14 protein-coding genes are annotated in these 16,026 nt (G+C 72.2%); 4 read left to right on the top strand and 10 right to left on the bottom strand.

Annotated features, from left to right (window positions below; translation table 11 throughout):
• Positions 1 to 12: 12 nt before the first annotated feature.
• Positions 13 to 1,890, bottom strand: coding sequence for a serine hydrolase domain-containing protein (locus F4562_RS18640; RefSeq protein WP_184542993.1), 1,878 nt, complete (start codon positions 1,888 to 1,890; stop codon positions 13 to 15).
• A 328-nt stretch (positions 1,891 to 2,218) separates the two neighbouring features.
• Here F4562_RS18640 and F4562_RS18635 point away from each other — a divergent pair, with 328 nt between their 5' ends.
• The 3 genes from F4562_RS18635 (at position 2,219) to F4562_RS18625 (ending at position 5,743) form a co-directional block, all read left to right on the top strand.
• Positions 2,219 to 3,421 carry a sensor histidine kinase gene (locus tag F4562_RS18635; protein WP_184542995.1) on the top strand — a complete coding sequence of 401 codons (1,203 nt, stop codon included), beginning with the start codon at positions 2,219 to 2,221 and terminating at the stop codon, positions 3,419 to 3,421.
• Positions 3,418 to 4,068, top strand: coding sequence for a response regulator (locus F4562_RS18630; RefSeq protein WP_184542997.1), 651 nt, complete (start codon positions 3,418 to 3,420; stop codon positions 4,066 to 4,068). The genes F4562_RS18635 and F4562_RS18630 overlap by 4 nt, the downstream gene beginning before the upstream one ends.
• A 184-nt stretch (positions 4,069 to 4,252) precedes the next feature.
• Positions 4,253 to 5,743 (top strand): flavin monoamine oxidase family protein, encoded by a 1,491-nt coding sequence (locus F4562_RS18625; protein WP_246473472.1) that lies wholly within the window; start codon positions 4,253 to 4,255, stop codon positions 5,741 to 5,743.
• A 233-nt stretch (positions 5,744 to 5,976) separates the two neighbouring features.
• Here F4562_RS18625 and F4562_RS18620 read toward each other — a convergent pair whose 3' ends face one another.
• From F4562_RS18620 to F4562_RS18605, 4 genes are all read right to left on the bottom strand, one after another.
• Positions 5,977 to 6,228, bottom strand: a complete 252-nt coding sequence (locus tag F4562_RS18620; protein WP_184542999.1) for a hypothetical protein — start codon at positions 6,226 to 6,228, stop codon at positions 5,977 to 5,979.
• Between the two features lie 49 nt (positions 6,229 to 6,277).
• Positions 6,278 to 8,461, bottom strand: coding sequence for an alpha/beta hydrolase family protein (locus F4562_RS18615; RefSeq protein ID WP_184543001.1), 2,184 nt, complete (start codon positions 8,459 to 8,461; stop codon positions 6,278 to 6,280).
• 62 nt (positions 8,462 to 8,523) lie between these two features.
• The gene (locus F4562_RS18610) at positions 8,524 to 10,119 is read right to left on the bottom strand and encodes a peroxidase family protein (RefSeq protein WP_184543003.1); all 1,596 of its coding nucleotides are present in this window, start codon (positions 10,117 to 10,119) and stop codon (positions 8,524 to 8,526) included.
• Positions 10,120 to 10,121: 2 nt separating this feature from the next.
• The gene (locus F4562_RS18605; RefSeq protein ID WP_184543005.1) at positions 10,122 to 11,483 is read right to left on the bottom strand and encodes a cytochrome P450; all 1,362 of its coding nucleotides are present in this window, start codon (positions 11,481 to 11,483) and stop codon (positions 10,122 to 10,124) included.
• A gap of 394 nt (positions 11,484 to 11,877) precedes the next feature.
• Between F4562_RS18605 and F4562_RS18600 the strand changes: the two genes are divergently transcribed.
• The gene (locus F4562_RS18600; protein ID WP_184543007.1) at positions 11,878 to 12,480 is read left to right on the top strand and encodes a hypothetical protein; all 603 of its coding nucleotides are present in this window, start codon (positions 11,878 to 11,880) and stop codon (positions 12,478 to 12,480) included.
• Between the two features lie 150 nt (positions 12,481 to 12,630).
• Here the strand turns inward: F4562_RS18600 and F4562_RS18595 are convergent, their stop codons facing one another.
• The 5 genes from F4562_RS18595 to F4562_RS18575 all read right to left on the bottom strand — a co-directional run bounded on the left by F4562_RS18595 (position 12,631) and on the right by F4562_RS18575 (position 15,711).
• Positions 12,631 to 13,110 carry a flavin reductase family protein gene (locus tag F4562_RS18595; RefSeq protein ID WP_311734054.1) on the bottom strand — a complete coding sequence of 160 codons (480 nt, stop codon included), beginning with the start codon at positions 13,108 to 13,110 and terminating at the stop codon, positions 12,631 to 12,633.
• 188 nt (positions 13,111 to 13,298) lie between these two features.
• Positions 13,299 to 13,823, bottom strand: coding sequence for an NADPH-dependent FMN reductase (locus F4562_RS18590; RefSeq protein ID WP_184543009.1), 525 nt, complete (start codon positions 13,821 to 13,823; stop codon positions 13,299 to 13,301).
• On the bottom strand, positions 13,820 to 14,218 hold the full coding sequence (locus F4562_RS18585) for a type 2 periplasmic-binding domain-containing protein (protein WP_221207261.1): 399 nt from the start codon (positions 14,216 to 14,218) through the stop codon (positions 13,820 to 13,822). Before F4562_RS18585 ends, F4562_RS18590 begins: the two co-directional genes overlap by 4 nt.
• 517 nt (positions 14,219 to 14,735) lie before the next feature.
• A complete protein-coding gene (locus F4562_RS18580) occupies positions 14,736 to 15,053 on the bottom strand; it encodes a DUF3817 domain-containing protein (protein ID WP_184543011.1) in 318 nt (105 codons plus the stop codon).
• Positions 15,054 to 15,057: 4 nt separating this feature from the next.
• Positions 15,058 to 15,711 (bottom strand): protease, encoded by a 654-nt coding sequence (locus F4562_RS18575; protein ID WP_184543013.1) that lies wholly within the window; start codon positions 15,709 to 15,711, stop codon positions 15,058 to 15,060.
• Between the last annotated feature and the right edge of the window lie 315 nt (positions 15,712 to 16,026).

The following is a 16,026-nucleotide window of genomic DNA, read 5'->3' as shown; positions in this document are numbered from 1 at the left end:
ATCTCCCGGTGGTCAGAACCGCCAGCCGATGAGGTTCCACTGCCACAGGAACCAGGTCAGCGCCATCAGGCCGGCGAACACGACCACCTGGTGGACACGCGCGGCCCGGCCGGCGCCCGGGTCCCGCCAGCCCCTGACGGTGCACACCGCCGCCGCGGCCGTCGTCGCGAGCATCACGAGGGGCCCGGCGAGCAGGACCCGCATGCCCGATGGCACACCGTAGAGGAAGTCCCCGGTGTCGCCGAGGAGCAGGGCCGCCAGCAGTACCAGGAAGCCGAGTCCCACCGCGGTGGCCCCGCAGGCCAACGCGCGTGCCGCCCGCCAGGTGGCCGCGGCGGCGGCGGGCCGGCGGAGCACGCGGCGCCGCGCCGCCGCCAGGGGTACGGCGAGCGTGCTGAGCGCGACGACGGCGAAGGCGGCCAGGACCGACAGGTTGAGCAGGGGGCCTTCCGTGACGGTCATCAACCGGTAGGCGGGGCCGTCGGTCGCCGCGTAGTGCTGCCCGTCCCCGCCTTCGAGGAACACCAGGCGGTCCGTGTCACCCGCCCGGGCGTACAGGCCGTCGCCCCGGGGTGCCCAGTCCTCGCCCTTGAACCTGACGGTGCCGTCGCCGCCCACCGTCAGCCGGGCCGGTTCGAGCAGGACCAGGATCTTCTCGATCGTCGACTCGTTGTGCCGTGCCGGGGTGTAGAAGCCCGCCCGGGGGGTGGTCCCGGCCGCCGCGGACGCCGGCGCCGGTACGGGGCCGGGTGCCGCCCGGGGTGGGGCGAACCGGTCGAGGAACGCGCGCGTCAGTTCGCTCGCCGCCCGGATGCCGCCGGTGCCGTTGAGCGACAGGAACATCCCGAGGTCGCACTCGGGCACCATGAGCAGGACGCTCCGGAAGCCCTCCCAGCTGCCGTCGTGCATCAGGACGCGGCGGCCGCCCACGGTGCGGTCCATGAACCCGTGCGCGTACCCGCCCAGGCGGGGGTCGGCGGCGAAGGAGCGGCGGTGCATCCGTGTCACGGTCGCCGGGCTGAGGATGGCGTCGTCGCCGGACCGCCCGCCGTTCAGGTGAGTGATCATGAAGCGGGCCATGTCGCCGGCCGTGGCGCTGATCGACCCGTCGGGGGGCATCGTGTCGAAGGTGAAGGGGACGGCCTGCGGAGGGGCGGTGTCGGAGTCGTAGCTGCGGGCGAGGTCGGCCGCGAGCGGCGCGGGCACCGGCTCGGTGGCGGTGCTGCGTGTCATGCCGAGCGGTGCGAGCAGGTGACGCCGGACGTAGACGTCGTAGGGTTCGCCGGTGACCTGGCTGACGATGTGGCCGGCGAGTGCGGCACCGTGGTTGGAGTAGGCGGAGACCTCCCCCGGTGGTCGTATCCGGGCCGGCATGTGGCGCGCGAGGTGGTCGCCGAGCGGCGGCACGTCCGCGGCGGTACGCGCTCCGATGCCGATCACCCGATCCTCGAAACCTGCGGTGTGGTTCATCAGGTGCCGCAGGGTCACCGGCTCCGGATAGGCGGGCGGGACCTTGAACGTCTTCAGGTAGCGGTTCACGTCGGCGTCCAGGTCCAGGCGGCCGGCTTCGACCTGCTGCATCACGGCCGTCCAGGTGAACAGTTTGGTGATCGAGCCGATCCGGACCAGCGATCGGGCGGGGTCGAACGCGACGCCCCGCCGGGTGTCGGCCAGGCCGTAGCCGCCGGTGAACGCCGTTCTGCCGTCCGCGACCACCGACACCACCGCGCCGGGCACCCGGTCACGGGTGAGCCGGTCCGGCACCGCGCCGTCGAAGAAGCCTGCCAGCGCCTCCGTGGTGGGGGCGGGACAGGCAACGGGGGCGGACCAGGCCGGGTTCGCCGCCGGGTCGATGACGGGCAGGGCGACGCAGGCCGCGAGGACACCCACGACGGCTCCACGGGTCATACGGGTCATACGGGTCACATGGATGGCACCGCTGATGCGGGACAGAGGGCTGGGCACGGACGGCTCCTGTCGGTGCTGCTCGGGCGGGGACACGGTCAGGCCCCCGGTATGGGGACACGGTCAGGCACCGCGGTGCGGAGGCGCGGCCGGGCACCGCGGTGCGGGGACGCCGTCAAGCGTCGCGGTGCGGGGACACGGCCCGCATCGCCCCACGGGCGAGATCGGGCTCGACGAAAGTCGGAGCCGGACGGCCTGTCTCGGCGACGAAAGGCGGATGGGCGCGGCGCCGTCCCGCTTCTAGGCTGCGGGCATGAAGGTGATGAGTCGCCTGCGGGCTCGCCTCGCCGACCAGCGGGTCGCGGACGCGGCCCTGGTGCTGGGGTGCCTGGTCCTCACCGCTCTCGCAGCGAAGGCACACTGGTCGGTGCTGCCCCGGCCGGTGATCGTCATGGCGGGCACGGCGGGCAGCCTGACGCAGATGTGGCGCAGGCGGCTGCCGCAACCGGCGGCCGTGGCCGGAGCGGCGGCGTACGCCTTGTCGGGCAACCCGGGCCCGCTGCTCGTCGGTCTGTACTCGGGCGCCTCGTATGCCCCGCGCCGGCAGGTGTGGGCGCTCGCGGTCGCCGGATGGGCGGGCTTCGCCGGATGGTCGTGGATCGACGTGGGCCGGTTGACGGCGGACGACGCGGTCTCGGCGGCCGTCGCGGCGGCGGCGGTCACGGTCCTGGGGCTGCACACGGCCACCCGGCGGGCGCTGGCCGCGTCCCTGCGCGAGCGGGCCGAGAGCGCCGAGGCCGGGCAACGGCTCCGCGACGAGCGGGCCCGCTCCGCCGAACGCACCCGGATCGCGCGGGAGATGCATGACGTACTGGCCCACAAGGTGTCGCTCATCACCCTGCACGCCGGCGCGTTGGAACTCGCCGCGAGCGGCGGCTCCGCCCGTGTCGAGCAGGGGGCGGCGTTGATCCGCGTCACCGCCCGTGAGGCGCTGCAGGAGCTGCGCTACGTGCTCGGCGTGCTGCGGGCCGAGCCGGGCGTGCCGGACCTCGGCGCGTCTCCGGACGGGGGCGAGCCGTTCACCGATCCGGCGTCGCTGGTCCGGGCCGCGGGCCGAGCCGGGCAGCGCGTCGAGCTGCGCGACCACGCCGGCTCGTTGCCACCGGCCATGGCCCGCGTCGTCTACCGCGTCATCCAGGAAGGGCTGACCAACGCCCGCAAGCACGCGCCGGACGCGCCGGTCACCGTCGCGGTCGACCGCGATGCCGGCGACGCCGTGACCGTCACCGTGGACAACGCGCCGGGGAGCGGCGCACCGGCGGATCTGCCCGGGTCGGGCTCCGGGCTGGTCGGACTGGCCGAACGGGTCCGGCTGGTCGGCGGGGCCCTGAGCAGCGGTCCGCTCTCTCCCTCGGAGGGCGGCGGCTGGCGGTTGCGCGCCGTCGTCCCCTGGCTCGGCCACGGTGCCGGTGAACGGGCCACGGCCGGCGGGACACCGGCGGAGCACACGTCGTGATCTCGGTTCTGCTCGTGGACGACGAGGCCCTCGTGCGCGTCGGATTGCGCATGATCCTCGAAACGGCCGACGACCTGGCCGTCGTCGGCGACGCCGCCGACGGGAGGGCCGCGATCGACGCGGTCGCCCGCGACCGGCCGGACGTGGTGCTCATGGACATCCGCATGCCCGGCCTCGACGGGCTGGCCGCCACCGCGGCGATCCGTGCGCGCCCGCGTCCGCCGGCGGTGATCGTCCTGACCACGTTCGACGCCGACGACGTCGTCTTCCGGGCGTTGGAAGCCGGTGCGACGGGGTTCCTGCTCAAGGACACTCCGCCGCGGGACCTGCTGCATGCCGTACGACTCGCCGCGGCGGGCGACTCGATGCTTTCGCCCGGCGCCACCCGGCAGCTCATCGACCGTCTCACCGCCGAAGACCGCACACGCCGCCGTCACGCCCTCGACCGGCTCCGGGTCCTGACCGAGCGGGAACGCCAGGTGCTGGTCGAGATCGGCCTCGGTCATGCCAACGCCGACATCGCCGCCCGTCTGCACATGAGCGAGGCGACCGTGAAAAGCCACGTCACACGCCTGTTCGACAAGCTGTCCGTCACCAACCGCGTGCAGCTGGCCATCGCCGCGTTCCGGGCGGGCATCGTCGAGTAGTCCGGTCCGTGTCTCTCCGGCCCGCGCGTCCCGAGACATGGTGGCCATGCGGCTCCATGCCGGGCGGCGGCCTCCTACCGGACACCGACCGTCTCCCTCTTGGCAAAACTGCTTACTTAAAGTAAACATACGAATGCTTTAGGTGACGGCGAAGGAGTGTGACGTTCTGAACGAGAGACAGTCGATGCCGGCGACACTCGGTTCGGCCATGCCCGAGGAGCTGGCGGCCACGGGAGCACCCCGGCCGAGCCACGACCTCAGGGTGCCCGCGGACCTGGTCGCGACGGCCGAGCGCGGACTGGGCCACGGCGGCCGGCCGCGCAAGCGCGTGCTGATCATCGGAGGCGGGATGGCCGGCCTGGTCGCCGCCTACGAGCTGATGCGTCAGGGGCACGAGCCCGTCGTCCTGGAGGCCCAGCAGCGGGTCGGCGGACGCGTGCTGACCCTGCGCGACTTCGCGCCGGGCCTGTACGCCGAAGCGGGCGCGATGCGGATTCCGCGCGTGCACGACCTCACGCTGGCCTACTGCGAGCGGTTCGGGCTGACCCTACGCCCGTTCGTCATGGGCAACCCCGACACCCTGGCGTACATCCAGGGCGTCAGGACCACGATGGGCGAGCTGAACGGTGACCCCGGGATCGTCGACTTCGACCTGGCCCGGCACGAGCGCGGCCGCACCTACGAGGACCTGTGGCGCACCGCCACGCAGGAGATCCACGACCTGTACGAGCAGGAGGGCGAGAACGCGCTCGACCGCATCTGCGCCGAGTACGACCGCTACTCCATCCGCAGTTTCCTGCGCGAGCGCGGCTTCTCCGAGGGTGCCATCGAGCTCTACGGTGTCATGAGCTTCCGGGAGGCCAACCTCAACGCGGCGGTCATCGAGCAGTTCCGCGAGATCGTCGGGCGGGCGTTCGAGGACATGCAGGAGATCGAGGGCGGCACCGACCGGTTGCCGACCGCCTTCTACCGGGAGCTCAAGAACCACATCTGGTTCGGCCACGAGGTCACCGCCATCGAGCAGGACGACCACTCGGTCACCCTGCACCTCCGGACGGGCTCGGGCAGGACGACGATCACCGGTGACTACGCCATCTGCACGATCCCGTTCTCGGTGCTGCGCGACATCGAGACCAGGCCCGCCTTCTCCCGGCGCAAGCAGCGCGCCATCCGCGAGCTGAACTACAACGCCTCCACCAAGATCCTCTTCCAGGTGCGACGGGCGTTCTGGGAGCAGACCGACGGCATCGTCGGCGGCACCACGGTCACCGACCTGCCGATCCGGCGCATCTGCTACCCCTCGCACCCCGCCCCCGACGAGGAGCGTTCGATCCTGCTGGCCAGCTACACCTGGGGTCAGGACGCGCTGCGGTGGGGTGCGATGTCCCCGCAGAAGCGGGTCGACCAGGCGCTCGAGGACGTGGCCAAGATCCACCCGCAGATCCACGACCACTTCGAGTTCGGCGTCACGCACGCCTGGTACAACGACCCCTACGCGGCCGGTGCCTTCGCCCTGTTCGAGCCGCACCAGCAGAGCAACCTGCATGACGCGATCGTCGCGCCGGAGGGCCGCGTGCACTTCGCCGGCGAGCACTGCTCACTGTGGCACGCGTGGATCGAGGGTGCGCTGGAGTCGGGGCTCGGCGCGGCGCGTGCCGTGCACGAGGCTGCCTGAGCGGCTCAGGCGTCTCAGGTCCCCGGAGCTTCCCGCGTACGTTTCCTCTTGCAGGTGCATGAGACTCGCAGGTGCACGAGGTGGATTGGGTGTCTCAGGGGTGCGTCCGCCCGGCGTGGTGACTCAGCCGCCTCGGGCGTACGCACCCTCGGGGACGTTCCCTTCCGGTGTGACGGCTCAGGTGTCTCAGGCGTACACACCCCCCGGAGGGCGTACCCGTCCGGTGTGACGGCTCAGATGTCTCGGCGGCACGTGCGTCCGGCGTAGTGGCTCAGGTGCGCGGCGGCCGCGTCGAGATCGGCGGCGGCCGTCACGCAGGCGGTGAGGTGGGTGTTCACCGACTCGCGCAGCCACTGCGGCGCGACGCCGGCGGCCTCCAGGCCGGCCCCGATCTCACGCAGGCGTTCGGCGCATTCGGCGAGCACGCGGGCGTCGGACCGCAGGACCGCGGCGTGGGCGGCGATCGCCGGGAGCTCTGGCGACATCAATCCTCCAGTCAGGGGGGTGGGAGCTCTGGCGGCATCGATCCTCCGGTCAGGTGGGCGGCACCGCGACGGCGGCGCCCTGGAGTGCTCGGCGGGTGACGGCCGACAGGCACAGCAGCGGGCGGGCGCCGTCGAGACCTAGCTCGCGGAGCAGGCGGGCCAGCGGGTGGGCCGACCGCGGCTCGACGGCCAGCCGTACCCGTGGTGCGGGATGCAACCGGCCCAGACCGCGGGTCCGTACGCACGAGCGCAGCATGGTGCCCGCCGGTCCCCGCGCGTAGCCGACCAGGTCGCGGTCGCTCACCGGCAGCCCGGGGCCGAGGAACCCGCGTAGCACGAGGAGCCGGTCGTCCGGAGGGCCGACGGCGACGCGCGCGGCCCCGGCGGTGAGCCCGAACTCCATGGGCGCCGGATACGCCTCACGGCCCCACAGCAGCGGCGCCAGGGCCGAGACGGCGGCGGTGTCGACGACGGACCCGGCCAGGAGAGTGCCCGAGCGCCGCCGGTCGGCGCCGCGCGGCAGGTCGGCCCAGACGCGCGGGGACCGCGGCCGCCACGGGTCGGGCACGACGACGCCGACGTGTATCTCGCGGTAGCCGCCCACACTGGTACGCCGGTTCCAGGAAGCGTGCACGGCGACGAGGGCACGCCCCGCGATCCGCACGGCGGGGCCGGACCCGGTCTCCTCCAGCAGGCCGGCCGCCGCGACCGGATCCGCGGCGAAGTAGGCCGTGATGGCGCTGCCGTCCTGGCACCTGACCGGCAGTTCGATCGTTCCCCCCGGGCCGTCCACCGGGTAGGTGGGCACCGTGAGGAAGGGGAAGCCCTCCGGGCCGGGTGCGCGGTCGAACAGCAGGTACGCCTGCGAGCGCACGACCGGGCCCCGGTACGGTGTGAGCCGCTCGTCGATCCGTTCGCGGGCCTCGACCAGGTCGTCGGCGAGGTTGGCGATGTAGTGCTCGACGCCGTGGCAGAGCGGGAACAGGTGGGTGGGGTCGTGGTAGTCGACCACGTACCAGCCGGGGTGCAGGTCGAAGCAGTTCCCGGCGCCCTGCCCGTCGAGCGTGGGGATGATGTCGTGCTGGTTGGTGACGCCGGCGACCCAGGTGCGTGGGTCGGCGGGTCTCTTGAAGTCGACGGGCGAGCCGACGGCGACGACGTGGGTGACGGTGTGGCGGTCGCAGAACCGCGGGTCCTGCGCCAGGTTCATCACGGCCGCGCCGCCCGCGCTGTGCCCGACGAGAGCCAGCTCGGCGCCCGGCGGCAGGCCGTAGTCGTCGATCGCCCTGGCCAGCGCGCGGCTGTAGGGGCTGCTCGCCAGCACGGCGCTGCTGAAGGCGCCGAGCAGGTCCTGGGGTGAGTCGCCGTCGGGCCGTCCCGCCCGCATGCCGGGCGCCTGGACGACGTGGCGCACCACCCCGTCGGGGCCCTCGACGCTCTGGATGAGGATCCGCCCCGTCGTGCCGACCACGCTGATGTTGCGCAGGAAGCCGAGCAGCGACCCCCGCAGGCTCAGCCGAGCGGACTCGGCGGCGACCAGGTCGACCCGGTGCGCGGCTCCCTCCCCCGTGTCGAGGGCGGCGACGGCCCGGTTGCTGATGCCGGTGACCGGGTCGGCGGTGGCGTAGCCCTTCCCCGTCGCGATCAGCCAGGCCGCGGCGTCGTTGAGCGGGTTCTCGTCCAGCAGGGCCCGCAGGGCGAGGACCTCACCGAAGATCGGGGCGAGCTGGCTGAGCGCGCGCACCGCGCCACGGTCCTTGAGCAGGGCTCGCAGCGCGCGGACGGCCTCCAGGTCACGGTCGGCGGCGGCCGCCGCGATGAGCCGGCCGAGCATGGGGTCGCCGGTCAGCTCGGGGTGGTCGACGGCCACGGCGGCGATCCGCAGCCGCAGCGAGACGGCCAGCACGCGTACGGCCAGACTCTCCGCGCCCGCCATGGCGCCGAGCTTGGCCGCCAGGGTGCCCAACCTGCCGCCGACGAGCGCGTATCCGAGGCCCTCCCGGTTCGTGACCGCGCGGAGGAGCGCGCGGTAGGCCGGGTGACCAGCCACGGGGGCGTGCGGCAGGGCACGGAGCAGGGCGCCGTCGGTGAGCGCGGCCGTGGCGTGGGCCGCCGCCTCCTGGATGGCGACCCCGATGTCGGCCAGCTCACGGGCCGCGGCGCGCAGCGGCCCGGCGGCGGATCCGGCCGTCCCGCTCACGGCTCCGCCCGCCGGGTCGTTCTGCCCGCTCACAGTTCCACCCGCCGGGTCGTTCTGTCCGCTCACGGCTCCGCCCGCCGGGTCGTTCTGCCCGCTCACGGCTCCGCCCGCCGGGTCATGCTGACGAAACGGTGACGCGGATCCTCCGGGGTGTTGCGGTGCAGCACGTCCGAGAGCGTCCGCGTGGTCGCGATGATCCGCATGCCGTGCGGAGAGAAGGTCGCGGCGTTGAACACCCGCGGGGCCAGCAGCGGGTTGGTCAGCGCCTGGGAGAAGGCGTCGATGGCGATGATCTTCGTCAGGAGCGGCGGCAGTATCGCGCCGGGGGCTCCGGGTTCCTCGGCGAACAGGCCGACGTACAGGTCGAGGTCGTCGACGCCGCGGTAGAGCTCGCGCAGCGCGCCGCTGACCCGCTCGTCGCCGGTGACCTGCTCGAAGGCGCGCACCCGGGGAAAACGGCAGTGCTCGCGGTAGTCGTTGTAGGAGGCCAGGCCGAGGGTGCGCGAGTCGGTGATGCCGGCCACGTCGACCTCCCGCAGGAGGGGGTCGGTGTTGAACAGGCCGATGCGGCCGGCGCGCTGGCGGGAGGCGTCCTCGAAGAGCCGGCCGAGGCCGGGGCCGGGGATCAGCACACCGCCGATCAGGGTCTGCGCCATCGGCAGGTCCCGCCCGCCCACCGACAGACGGGAGGGGATCAGGCTGTGCCAGCGGTAGACGAGGTTGAACTCCACCGACGCCCAGTTCTCCCGGTGCCACGGCGCGCGGGCCAGCATCGCCGGCAGCCGCGGGTCGAGGGTGAAGCGGAAGTGGTAGGGGGTGATGTGGTTGATGTACTCCTCGACCACCAGCTTGATCAGCAGCACGATGAGGATGTTGCGCGTCGTCTGGAACAGCCGCTCGTCGTCCCAGCGCGGGTGGTGCCGGGCGAGCAGGCGGGCCACCCTGTTGTGCTCGCGCAGGAACAGCACCGTGAGCATGGTGAAGCCGATCTGGATGTTGCCCCGGTCGCTGCCAGTCGCGAACAGGGTGTCGCGTTGCGCGTCGGTGAGCTCGGCGAAACGGACGACGCTCAGCGGGGCGAACTCCGGTTTGATCTTTCCGTTTTCGCACAGATGGGGTGGGAACTCCCCGCCGTCGATGGACTGGCTCTTGAGCAGCCCACCGTCGAACGCGCGCAGCGCGGCTGTCGCCTCCTCACGGAGGCCGTAGACCTGGTTCAGGTCGATGTGGTGGTTGGAGCTGTTCTTGCGGGGGTCTCGTGGGACACCGGTGTCGCCGCGCAGGAAACCGTCGGTGAACCACTGGGCGAAGTAGGCGAACAGCACCGTGGAACGGGGACAGGGGATCATGCTCTCGCCGCGGGTGAACAGGTCGGCGGCGCGCTCGGGGGTGGGCCGGCTCCCCTCGGCGTACGTGGCCGGGGCGACCGGGGGCATGTGCCTGCCGCTGTAGGTGCGGTCGGTCAGCGAGGCCCATGAGGTGTAGTCGGCCATCGTGCTCAGCGGCTCCGGCCGCGGAGGCATCTCGCGGATCGCGTGGTCGATCAGCGAGGCGTTGAGGCGGCGCCGCACCGGCCGGATGGCCTGCGCGAGGTCCCAGAACGGCCGGCCGCCGGTCAGAGCCAGGAATCTGAGCCGGTTGACGGCACCGTCGGTGGCGATGCTCCGCGCCTTCACTCTGCCCGTCGCCATCGTCATCCTTCCCGGCCCTCGGAGCCGGACCCGGGAACTTCCCGGCCCTCGGAGCCGGCCCCGAGGACTTCCCGGCCCTCGGAGTCGAGCCCGAGGACGAACCGGTCGGGGAAGATCCCGCCGGCGCGGACGACCTGTCCTTCCGGTCGCGGGAGCAGGCGCACGCCGGGACGCAGCAGCAGGCGGCGTACTGCTTCGCAGACGACGACCCTGGCGATGTGCACGCCGAGGCAGGCGTGATGGCCGTGACCGAAGAACAGCCGGTGGTGGTCCGGCCGGTCGAGGCGGAACTCGTCGGGCTCCGCCACCACGTCCGCGTCGAACATGGCCGAGGCGGGTGCGGCGAGCACGAGCGTGCCCGCGGGGATCACCGTGCCGCGCGGGGTTCCCGCGGCGAGGACGTGGTCGCGCTCGCACATCCGGGGAAGCAGCTTGAAGAACGGGTTGAACCGCAGCGCCTCCCAGACGTAACGGTCGAAGCGCTCGGGGTCGGCGGCCGCCTCGACTGCCTGGGCCAGCACCCGGGGACGCAGCAGGAGCTGCTCGACCGCCTCGACCATGGCCCCGGGTGCGCTCTCCACGAACCCCAGGGGCAGACCGGCCATGTTGACCAGGATGCGCTCGTCGTCCACGCCGATCCCGGCGGGCAGGACGGTGCCGGCGAGGCGGCCGAAGACGTCGTCGGGCAGGTCCCGCCCCGCCCGCAGCGCGGTCCGGTACTCGGCGAGCCGGCCGCGGAGGTATCCCATCATCTCCGAACCCGCGCGGACCGACGCGGCCCGAACCTCCGGATCACCCTGGAAGTTGGCGAACCCGTCGGTGACGACGGCCCGCGTCCAGCGCGACAGGGTCTGCGGGTCGGGGCCGGGGAAGCCGAAGTACTCCGCGCACACGCCCAGGGCGACAGGGCGGAACAGCGCGTGGACCGCTTCGACGCGGCCGTGCGGCCGTGCGGCGTCGAGCATCTCGTCGGCGATGCGTCCCGCCGTCTCCCGCACGCCGGCCGCGTCGCGCGGGTCCAGCATGACCTGCATCAGCCCCCTGTCGCGCCAGTTCATCGGGGTGGCGTCCCGGCCCAGCATGAACGGCGCACCCAGTGCGGCGTCGAGGCGCGGACCGAAGGCACGGACCGAGAAGACCTCCTCGCGGGAGAGCACCTCGACGACGTCGGCGAAGCGGGTCACGACCGTGAAGGCGGGCGTGACGAAGACGGGACGCCGCTCGCGGAGCTCGGCGAACAGAGCGCGCCAGTCGGTGCGCATCCACTCCCGGACGAGGCCGAACGCGGACATCGGGTCGCGGGCCAGGGCCTCGTCGTATCTCTCCAGATAACCGCCCGTGGTCGCCTGATCGACAGCACCCATGCCGTGGCCCCTTCCGTCGGGAAGCGTGGTGAACGAAGCGTGGTGAACGGGGATCGCCGCGTGGCACGGCGACGGCCCGGGTGCCGGGCACATTACCTCTTCATGGCTACCGTATGGAGTCTATTGACTGCTTTGAGTGATGGATTCGTCACTTCGACGCCACCGCCGGGGATCGGGGCACGGCCCTTGGATGAGGGGCCGTATGCCCTCGTGGACGAGGAGCCGCATGCCCTCACCGATCGCAGCGGGACCGCTCGCCGAACGTGTGGTGGGTGGCGATGCCGACGCTCGGTGAGGGCCGGCACAACCGGCACCACAGCTGTCCGGTGCCCGCCCAAGTTCGGATCAACCGACCACAAGTGATCTTCAAGTAAGGGCCGGTAGCTTCCGGGACGTGCGAAAACGATCTTTTCTGCCGGCCGTGTTGTCCGCCGCCGTCCTGACCGCTCCCGCCACCGCCTCGGCCGCCGCGGGGGTGCCGGTGGCCGGGATCTCGTCGGACTCGGAGGCCGCGTCCACGACGGGCACCAGGATCCTCTCCTTTCGAGGGATGAACCTGCGGATCCCGCCCACGTGGAAAGCGCACCATTTCGGGGACACGATCCAGGTGGTGACCGGCAGCCCGTGCACCGACCCCTCGTCCGTCGTCGAACCCTGCAGAGGGTTCTGGTTGATCGGTCCCAAGAACATCGCCCAGTGGGATTACGACGGAGAGTTTCCCTACATTCCCGGATACGCCCAGCCGGGATGCCCCTTCAGGAACAGCACTTCCACGAATTTCAGCAGGAAGGCCTCCTTCAGAGGACTGCGGCAGGTCGGGCCCGGCCACAAGGCGCACCACATCACCTGGCCCGCCTTCTGCGAGGCCCAGGGCAGCTTGAAGAAGATCAACTTCACCTGGCGGGAATGGTTCCTGCCCGCCTCGAAGATCCTGGTGGTTGACATGTGGAACACCAAGGCACTGCCCAGCGTGCTCAGTCGCGCCACCTGGAGCTGACCGCGGAAGGCGTGCCGGACCACGCACCCGGCACGCCTGACCCGACCGGTGCTTTCCGTCGTCCCGGCGGCGCCCGCACGGCATGACCACCTGCGGAGCGGTGCGCGCCGGCCGGCCGGAGACCCGCGACCCGGCGGCCGGCACACCCGGTCAGGGGTGGGCGATGAACCGGCCGAAGCGACCCTGGTGGTACAGGAGAGGACGGCCGGCGCTGTGCACGTCCGTCTCGGCGACCAGGCCCACCACGAGGATATGGTCACCCACGTCCACCGTCTGGTGCGGCAGGCAGATCAGATGCGCCGAGACGTCCTGCAGCAGCGGCGCCCCGAGCGGTCCGGGACGCCACCGGGTGGGTTCGGCGAACCGGTCGACGTCCTTGCGGGCGAACCGCGACGCCAGCTCCGCCTGGTCACTGGCCAGGATGTTGACCGCGAAGTGGTCGGCCGAGCGCAGCCGGGGCCAGGTGGTGGAGGAGCGGTCCACGTAGAAGGAGACCAGGGGCGGGTCCAGGCTGACCGAGGAGAACGAGGTGGCGGTCAGCCCGACGGGGACCCCCTCGAGCTGCGCGGTGATCACGACGACGCCCGCGGCGTGCACGGCGAGGGCCCGCCGGAACGCCTCACGGTCCACGGACCGGCCCAGCCGGGCCCCGGGCCGTGTTCCCGACGGAGCTCCGGACGAAGTTCCGGGTCGTGTTCCCGACGGAGCTCCGGACGAAGTTCCGGACAGGATCTCGGCCGTGTTCCCGGCCGGGATCTGCGCCGTGTTCTTCGCCGTACCCTCGGTCAGGGTCTCCGCGCCTTTCGTCAGGGTCTCCGTCATGTCCGTGCTCCTTGTCTGAGTGCCGCGACCACCTGAGGCGCGACCTTGCCGGCCCAGCGTGCGAGGGGCGGATCGAGATCGGCGATCTCGGCTTCCAGCAGCGCCAGGCCGGGTGTGGGCACGAGAGCGCCCAGTTCGACCAGTACGGGCCGCAGGTGGATCTCGACGGCCAGGGCGTGCCGGGGGTCGCCCATGACCAGCAGCGGCAGCGCCACGGTTCCGGCCAGCGCACCGCCGGGGAGCCGGTCGAGGAACGCCTTGAGCAGTCCGGTGTAGGTGGCCTTGTAGGTGGGGCTGGCCACCACGAGCACACTCGCTCCGGCGACCAGTTCCAGCGCCACCTCCACGCTGGAGGAGGGCCGCGACGTGAGCAGATGCGGTCCGAGCGCCGCCAGGTCCACGATCTCGGGCGGCTCGTCGTGACCGATCCGCCGCCCGAGCGCTTCGGCCGCCGCCACGGCAGCGGTCCGCGTCCTGGAGCCCTCGCGCGGGTTGCCGACCAGTGCCACGACGGCGCTCATGACGCCACCGCCGCTTCGAACCGCTCGCCGGCCGCGCACCGCGCGTAACGGGAGGCGGGACGCGCCGGCCCGTGGTAGCCGACCACGTCCTTGATCGGGGCACCGGCCGCGACGAGCTTGGTGATCGCGCCATTGAAAGCGCCGCCGAAGTCGGTCTGGCCGGTCGCGGCCGATTGGATGTCCTGCGGGCCGGAGATGGTGTTGCCGACCCACTTGAGCTTGAGCGGTGCGAGGTAGCCGAGATGCTCGGCCGGTTCGGGGAAGGTGACGGCGCCGGCGCTTCCCTGGTGGCGCAGCTCGGTCACCTCCGCCCCACCTGGCCCGGCCGCGGAACCGCAGCCGACGGGGGACGTCAACAGCGCGGTGGAGATGAGGGCATGTCTGGTTCTGATCACGGAAGTGGTCCTCAGAGAGGAAGGGCATGCTCGCGCGACGCCTTACCGCGGATGAGGCATGCCGGTGGGAACGGTTCACGGGAGGGGGCGTGGACGCCATCGGCCACGCGACGAATGTGAGGGTTCGGAGGCGGCGAGACTCCAGCCGCCCGCCCTCACCGGGTGGGCAGGTGCCCGCGATCCGCGATCAACGACACTGCGCGCTGGCGACGTGACCGAAGTCCACGTGCGGGCGTCGCCTCAGATAAAGCCCTTGGCTCATGCCTCGAACCTACGATCCCCGACGAGAGAAGTCAACATTTCCTACTTGATTTACATGAAATTAGATGCGGCTGCCCCGGTTCCCGAAGCCGGTGCTCACACACTCCGGATGCGTCCTGACGTACGGGATCGCCCAGGAGATCCACACGCCTGGCCCGGAACCGGACCCTCACGCGGAGAGGGGCCCCGAGGATCGCTCGGGGTCCCTCGATGTGCCACCGTCTCCCGGGCGACTCCCCCGGGCACGAGGAGCACGTCAGTCGGCGGGCCTCACACCGGCGGCTGATGCGTTCCCGGCACCGCCGGCGGGCACGGCGGGTGCGTTCCCGGCACCGGCGAGCCTGCGCAGGGCCAGGAGACCGCCCGCACCGGGGACGAGGGCGAGTGCCTTCGCCACGCCGTCCGCCCCCGGCTGACGGAGGACGGCGGCGACGACGAAGATGTAGGCGCAGCCGTGCAGGGGTCCCATCAGGGACGTGATCTGCTGGATGTGGACGGTGGCCACGTTCAGCAGCAGGACGACGAGGGTGACGGCTTCGACGCGCGCGGCGATCCGGAGCGGATGTGGGGGCACGAGGTCAGACTCCCGTGGTGGATCCGGGCCGGACGATCATCAGGACGGTGACGACCGCCCAGAGGAGGTTGAAGACGCCGGTGTACATGGCCAGCCGGGCTCCGGCCCGCTCTCCGGTCTGCTCTCCGGTCTGTTCTCCGGCGGAGAGCGCGGCCGAGGTCCCACCGGCCGGGCCCGCGGCGGTGAGCATGTCCGGGGCGCCGCCGGTCGGATTCGCGGCGGCGGGCGTCTCCGCGTTTCCACCGGCTGAGGTCCCGTCGGCCGCGGTCCCACCGGCCGGGCCCGCGGCGGTGTGTGGGGCCGTGGTGTCGTCCGCCGGGCTCGCGGCGGCGAGCAGCCGTTCCTGGCGCGGCAGGACCGCGAAGGCCAGGACGGCGGCGGCCGCGGCGGTCAGCATGATCGATGTGATCAGCCAGGCGTCGCCCAGCACTCCGAGACTGCTCGCGGTGGCGAGGCCGAAGACCGGGACGGCGATGCCGACCCCGGCGTAGACGCGGCAGACCCGGTGCAGGGTCCGCAGGGAGGCGAGAGCGGCCGGGTCCCCGGGAGCGGCGTGCACGCGGCGCAGGGCGGGCGGGAACATGCTGGCGGCCACCGCGACCGGTCCCACGGCCAGGATGGCCACCAGCACGTGCAGCGAAAGAAGGATCTTCGTCATGGTGTCGCCACGACCTCCGCGCGCACCGTGGGACGTCGCCGCGCATGCCCGGACGAACGCTCTCCGGCGGACCCGGAACGTGGCCGGGTACGGAACTCGGACGGGGTGCGGCCGTTCGGCGGTGGGGACATGGGTGCTTTCCGTTCACGTAGGTCGAGGAATCCGCGGCGCGTTCATGTAGATCGAGGAGTCCATGGCGCGTTCACGGAAGCCGAGGAGTCCATGGCGCGTTCGCGGAGGCCGAGGAGCCCGCGGTGCGCGGTCGTACACGACGACGCTAATGATCAGGGGTCCGTATCGACCAGTGGCGTTAAC

It is taken from the genome of Streptosporangium becharense, from assembly GCF_014204985.1.
GTDB classification, from domain to species: Bacteria; Actinomycetota; Actinomycetes; order Streptosporangiales; family Streptosporangiaceae; genus Streptosporangium; species Streptosporangium becharense.
Note: the sequence above shows the minus strand (reverse complement) of the source record. Positions and strands in the feature narration are given on the sequence as shown.

Bases quoted from the DNA above. Each gene is read 5' to 3' on its own strand.
- F4562_RS18590 (WP_184543009.1), bottom strand. From the start codon at position 13,823: ATGAGCGCCGTCGTGGCACTGGTCGGCAACCCGCGCGAGGGCTCCAGG.
- F4562_RS18610 (WP_184543003.1), bottom strand. From the start codon at position 10,119: ATGGCGACGGGCAGAGTGAAGGCGCGGAGCATCGCCACCGACGGTGCC.
- F4562_RS18625 (WP_246473472.1), top strand. From the start codon at position 4,253: ATGCCGGCGACACTCGGTTCGGCCATGCCCGAGGAGCTGGCGGCCACG.
- F4562_RS18635 (WP_184542995.1), top strand. From the start codon at position 2,219: ATGAAGGTGATGAGTCGCCTGCGGGCTCGCCTCGCCGACCAGCGGGTC.
- F4562_RS18620 (WP_184542999.1), bottom strand. From the start codon at position 6,228: ATGTCGCCAGAGCTCCCGGCGATCGCCGCCCACGCCGCGGTCCTGCGG.
- F4562_RS18605 (WP_184543005.1), bottom strand. From the start codon at position 11,483: ATGGGTGCTGTCGATCAGGCGACCACGGGCGGTTATCTGGAGAGATAC.
- F4562_RS18575 (WP_184543013.1), bottom strand. From the start codon at position 15,711: ATGACGAAGATCCTTCTTTCGCTGCACGTGCTGGTGGCCATCCTGGCC.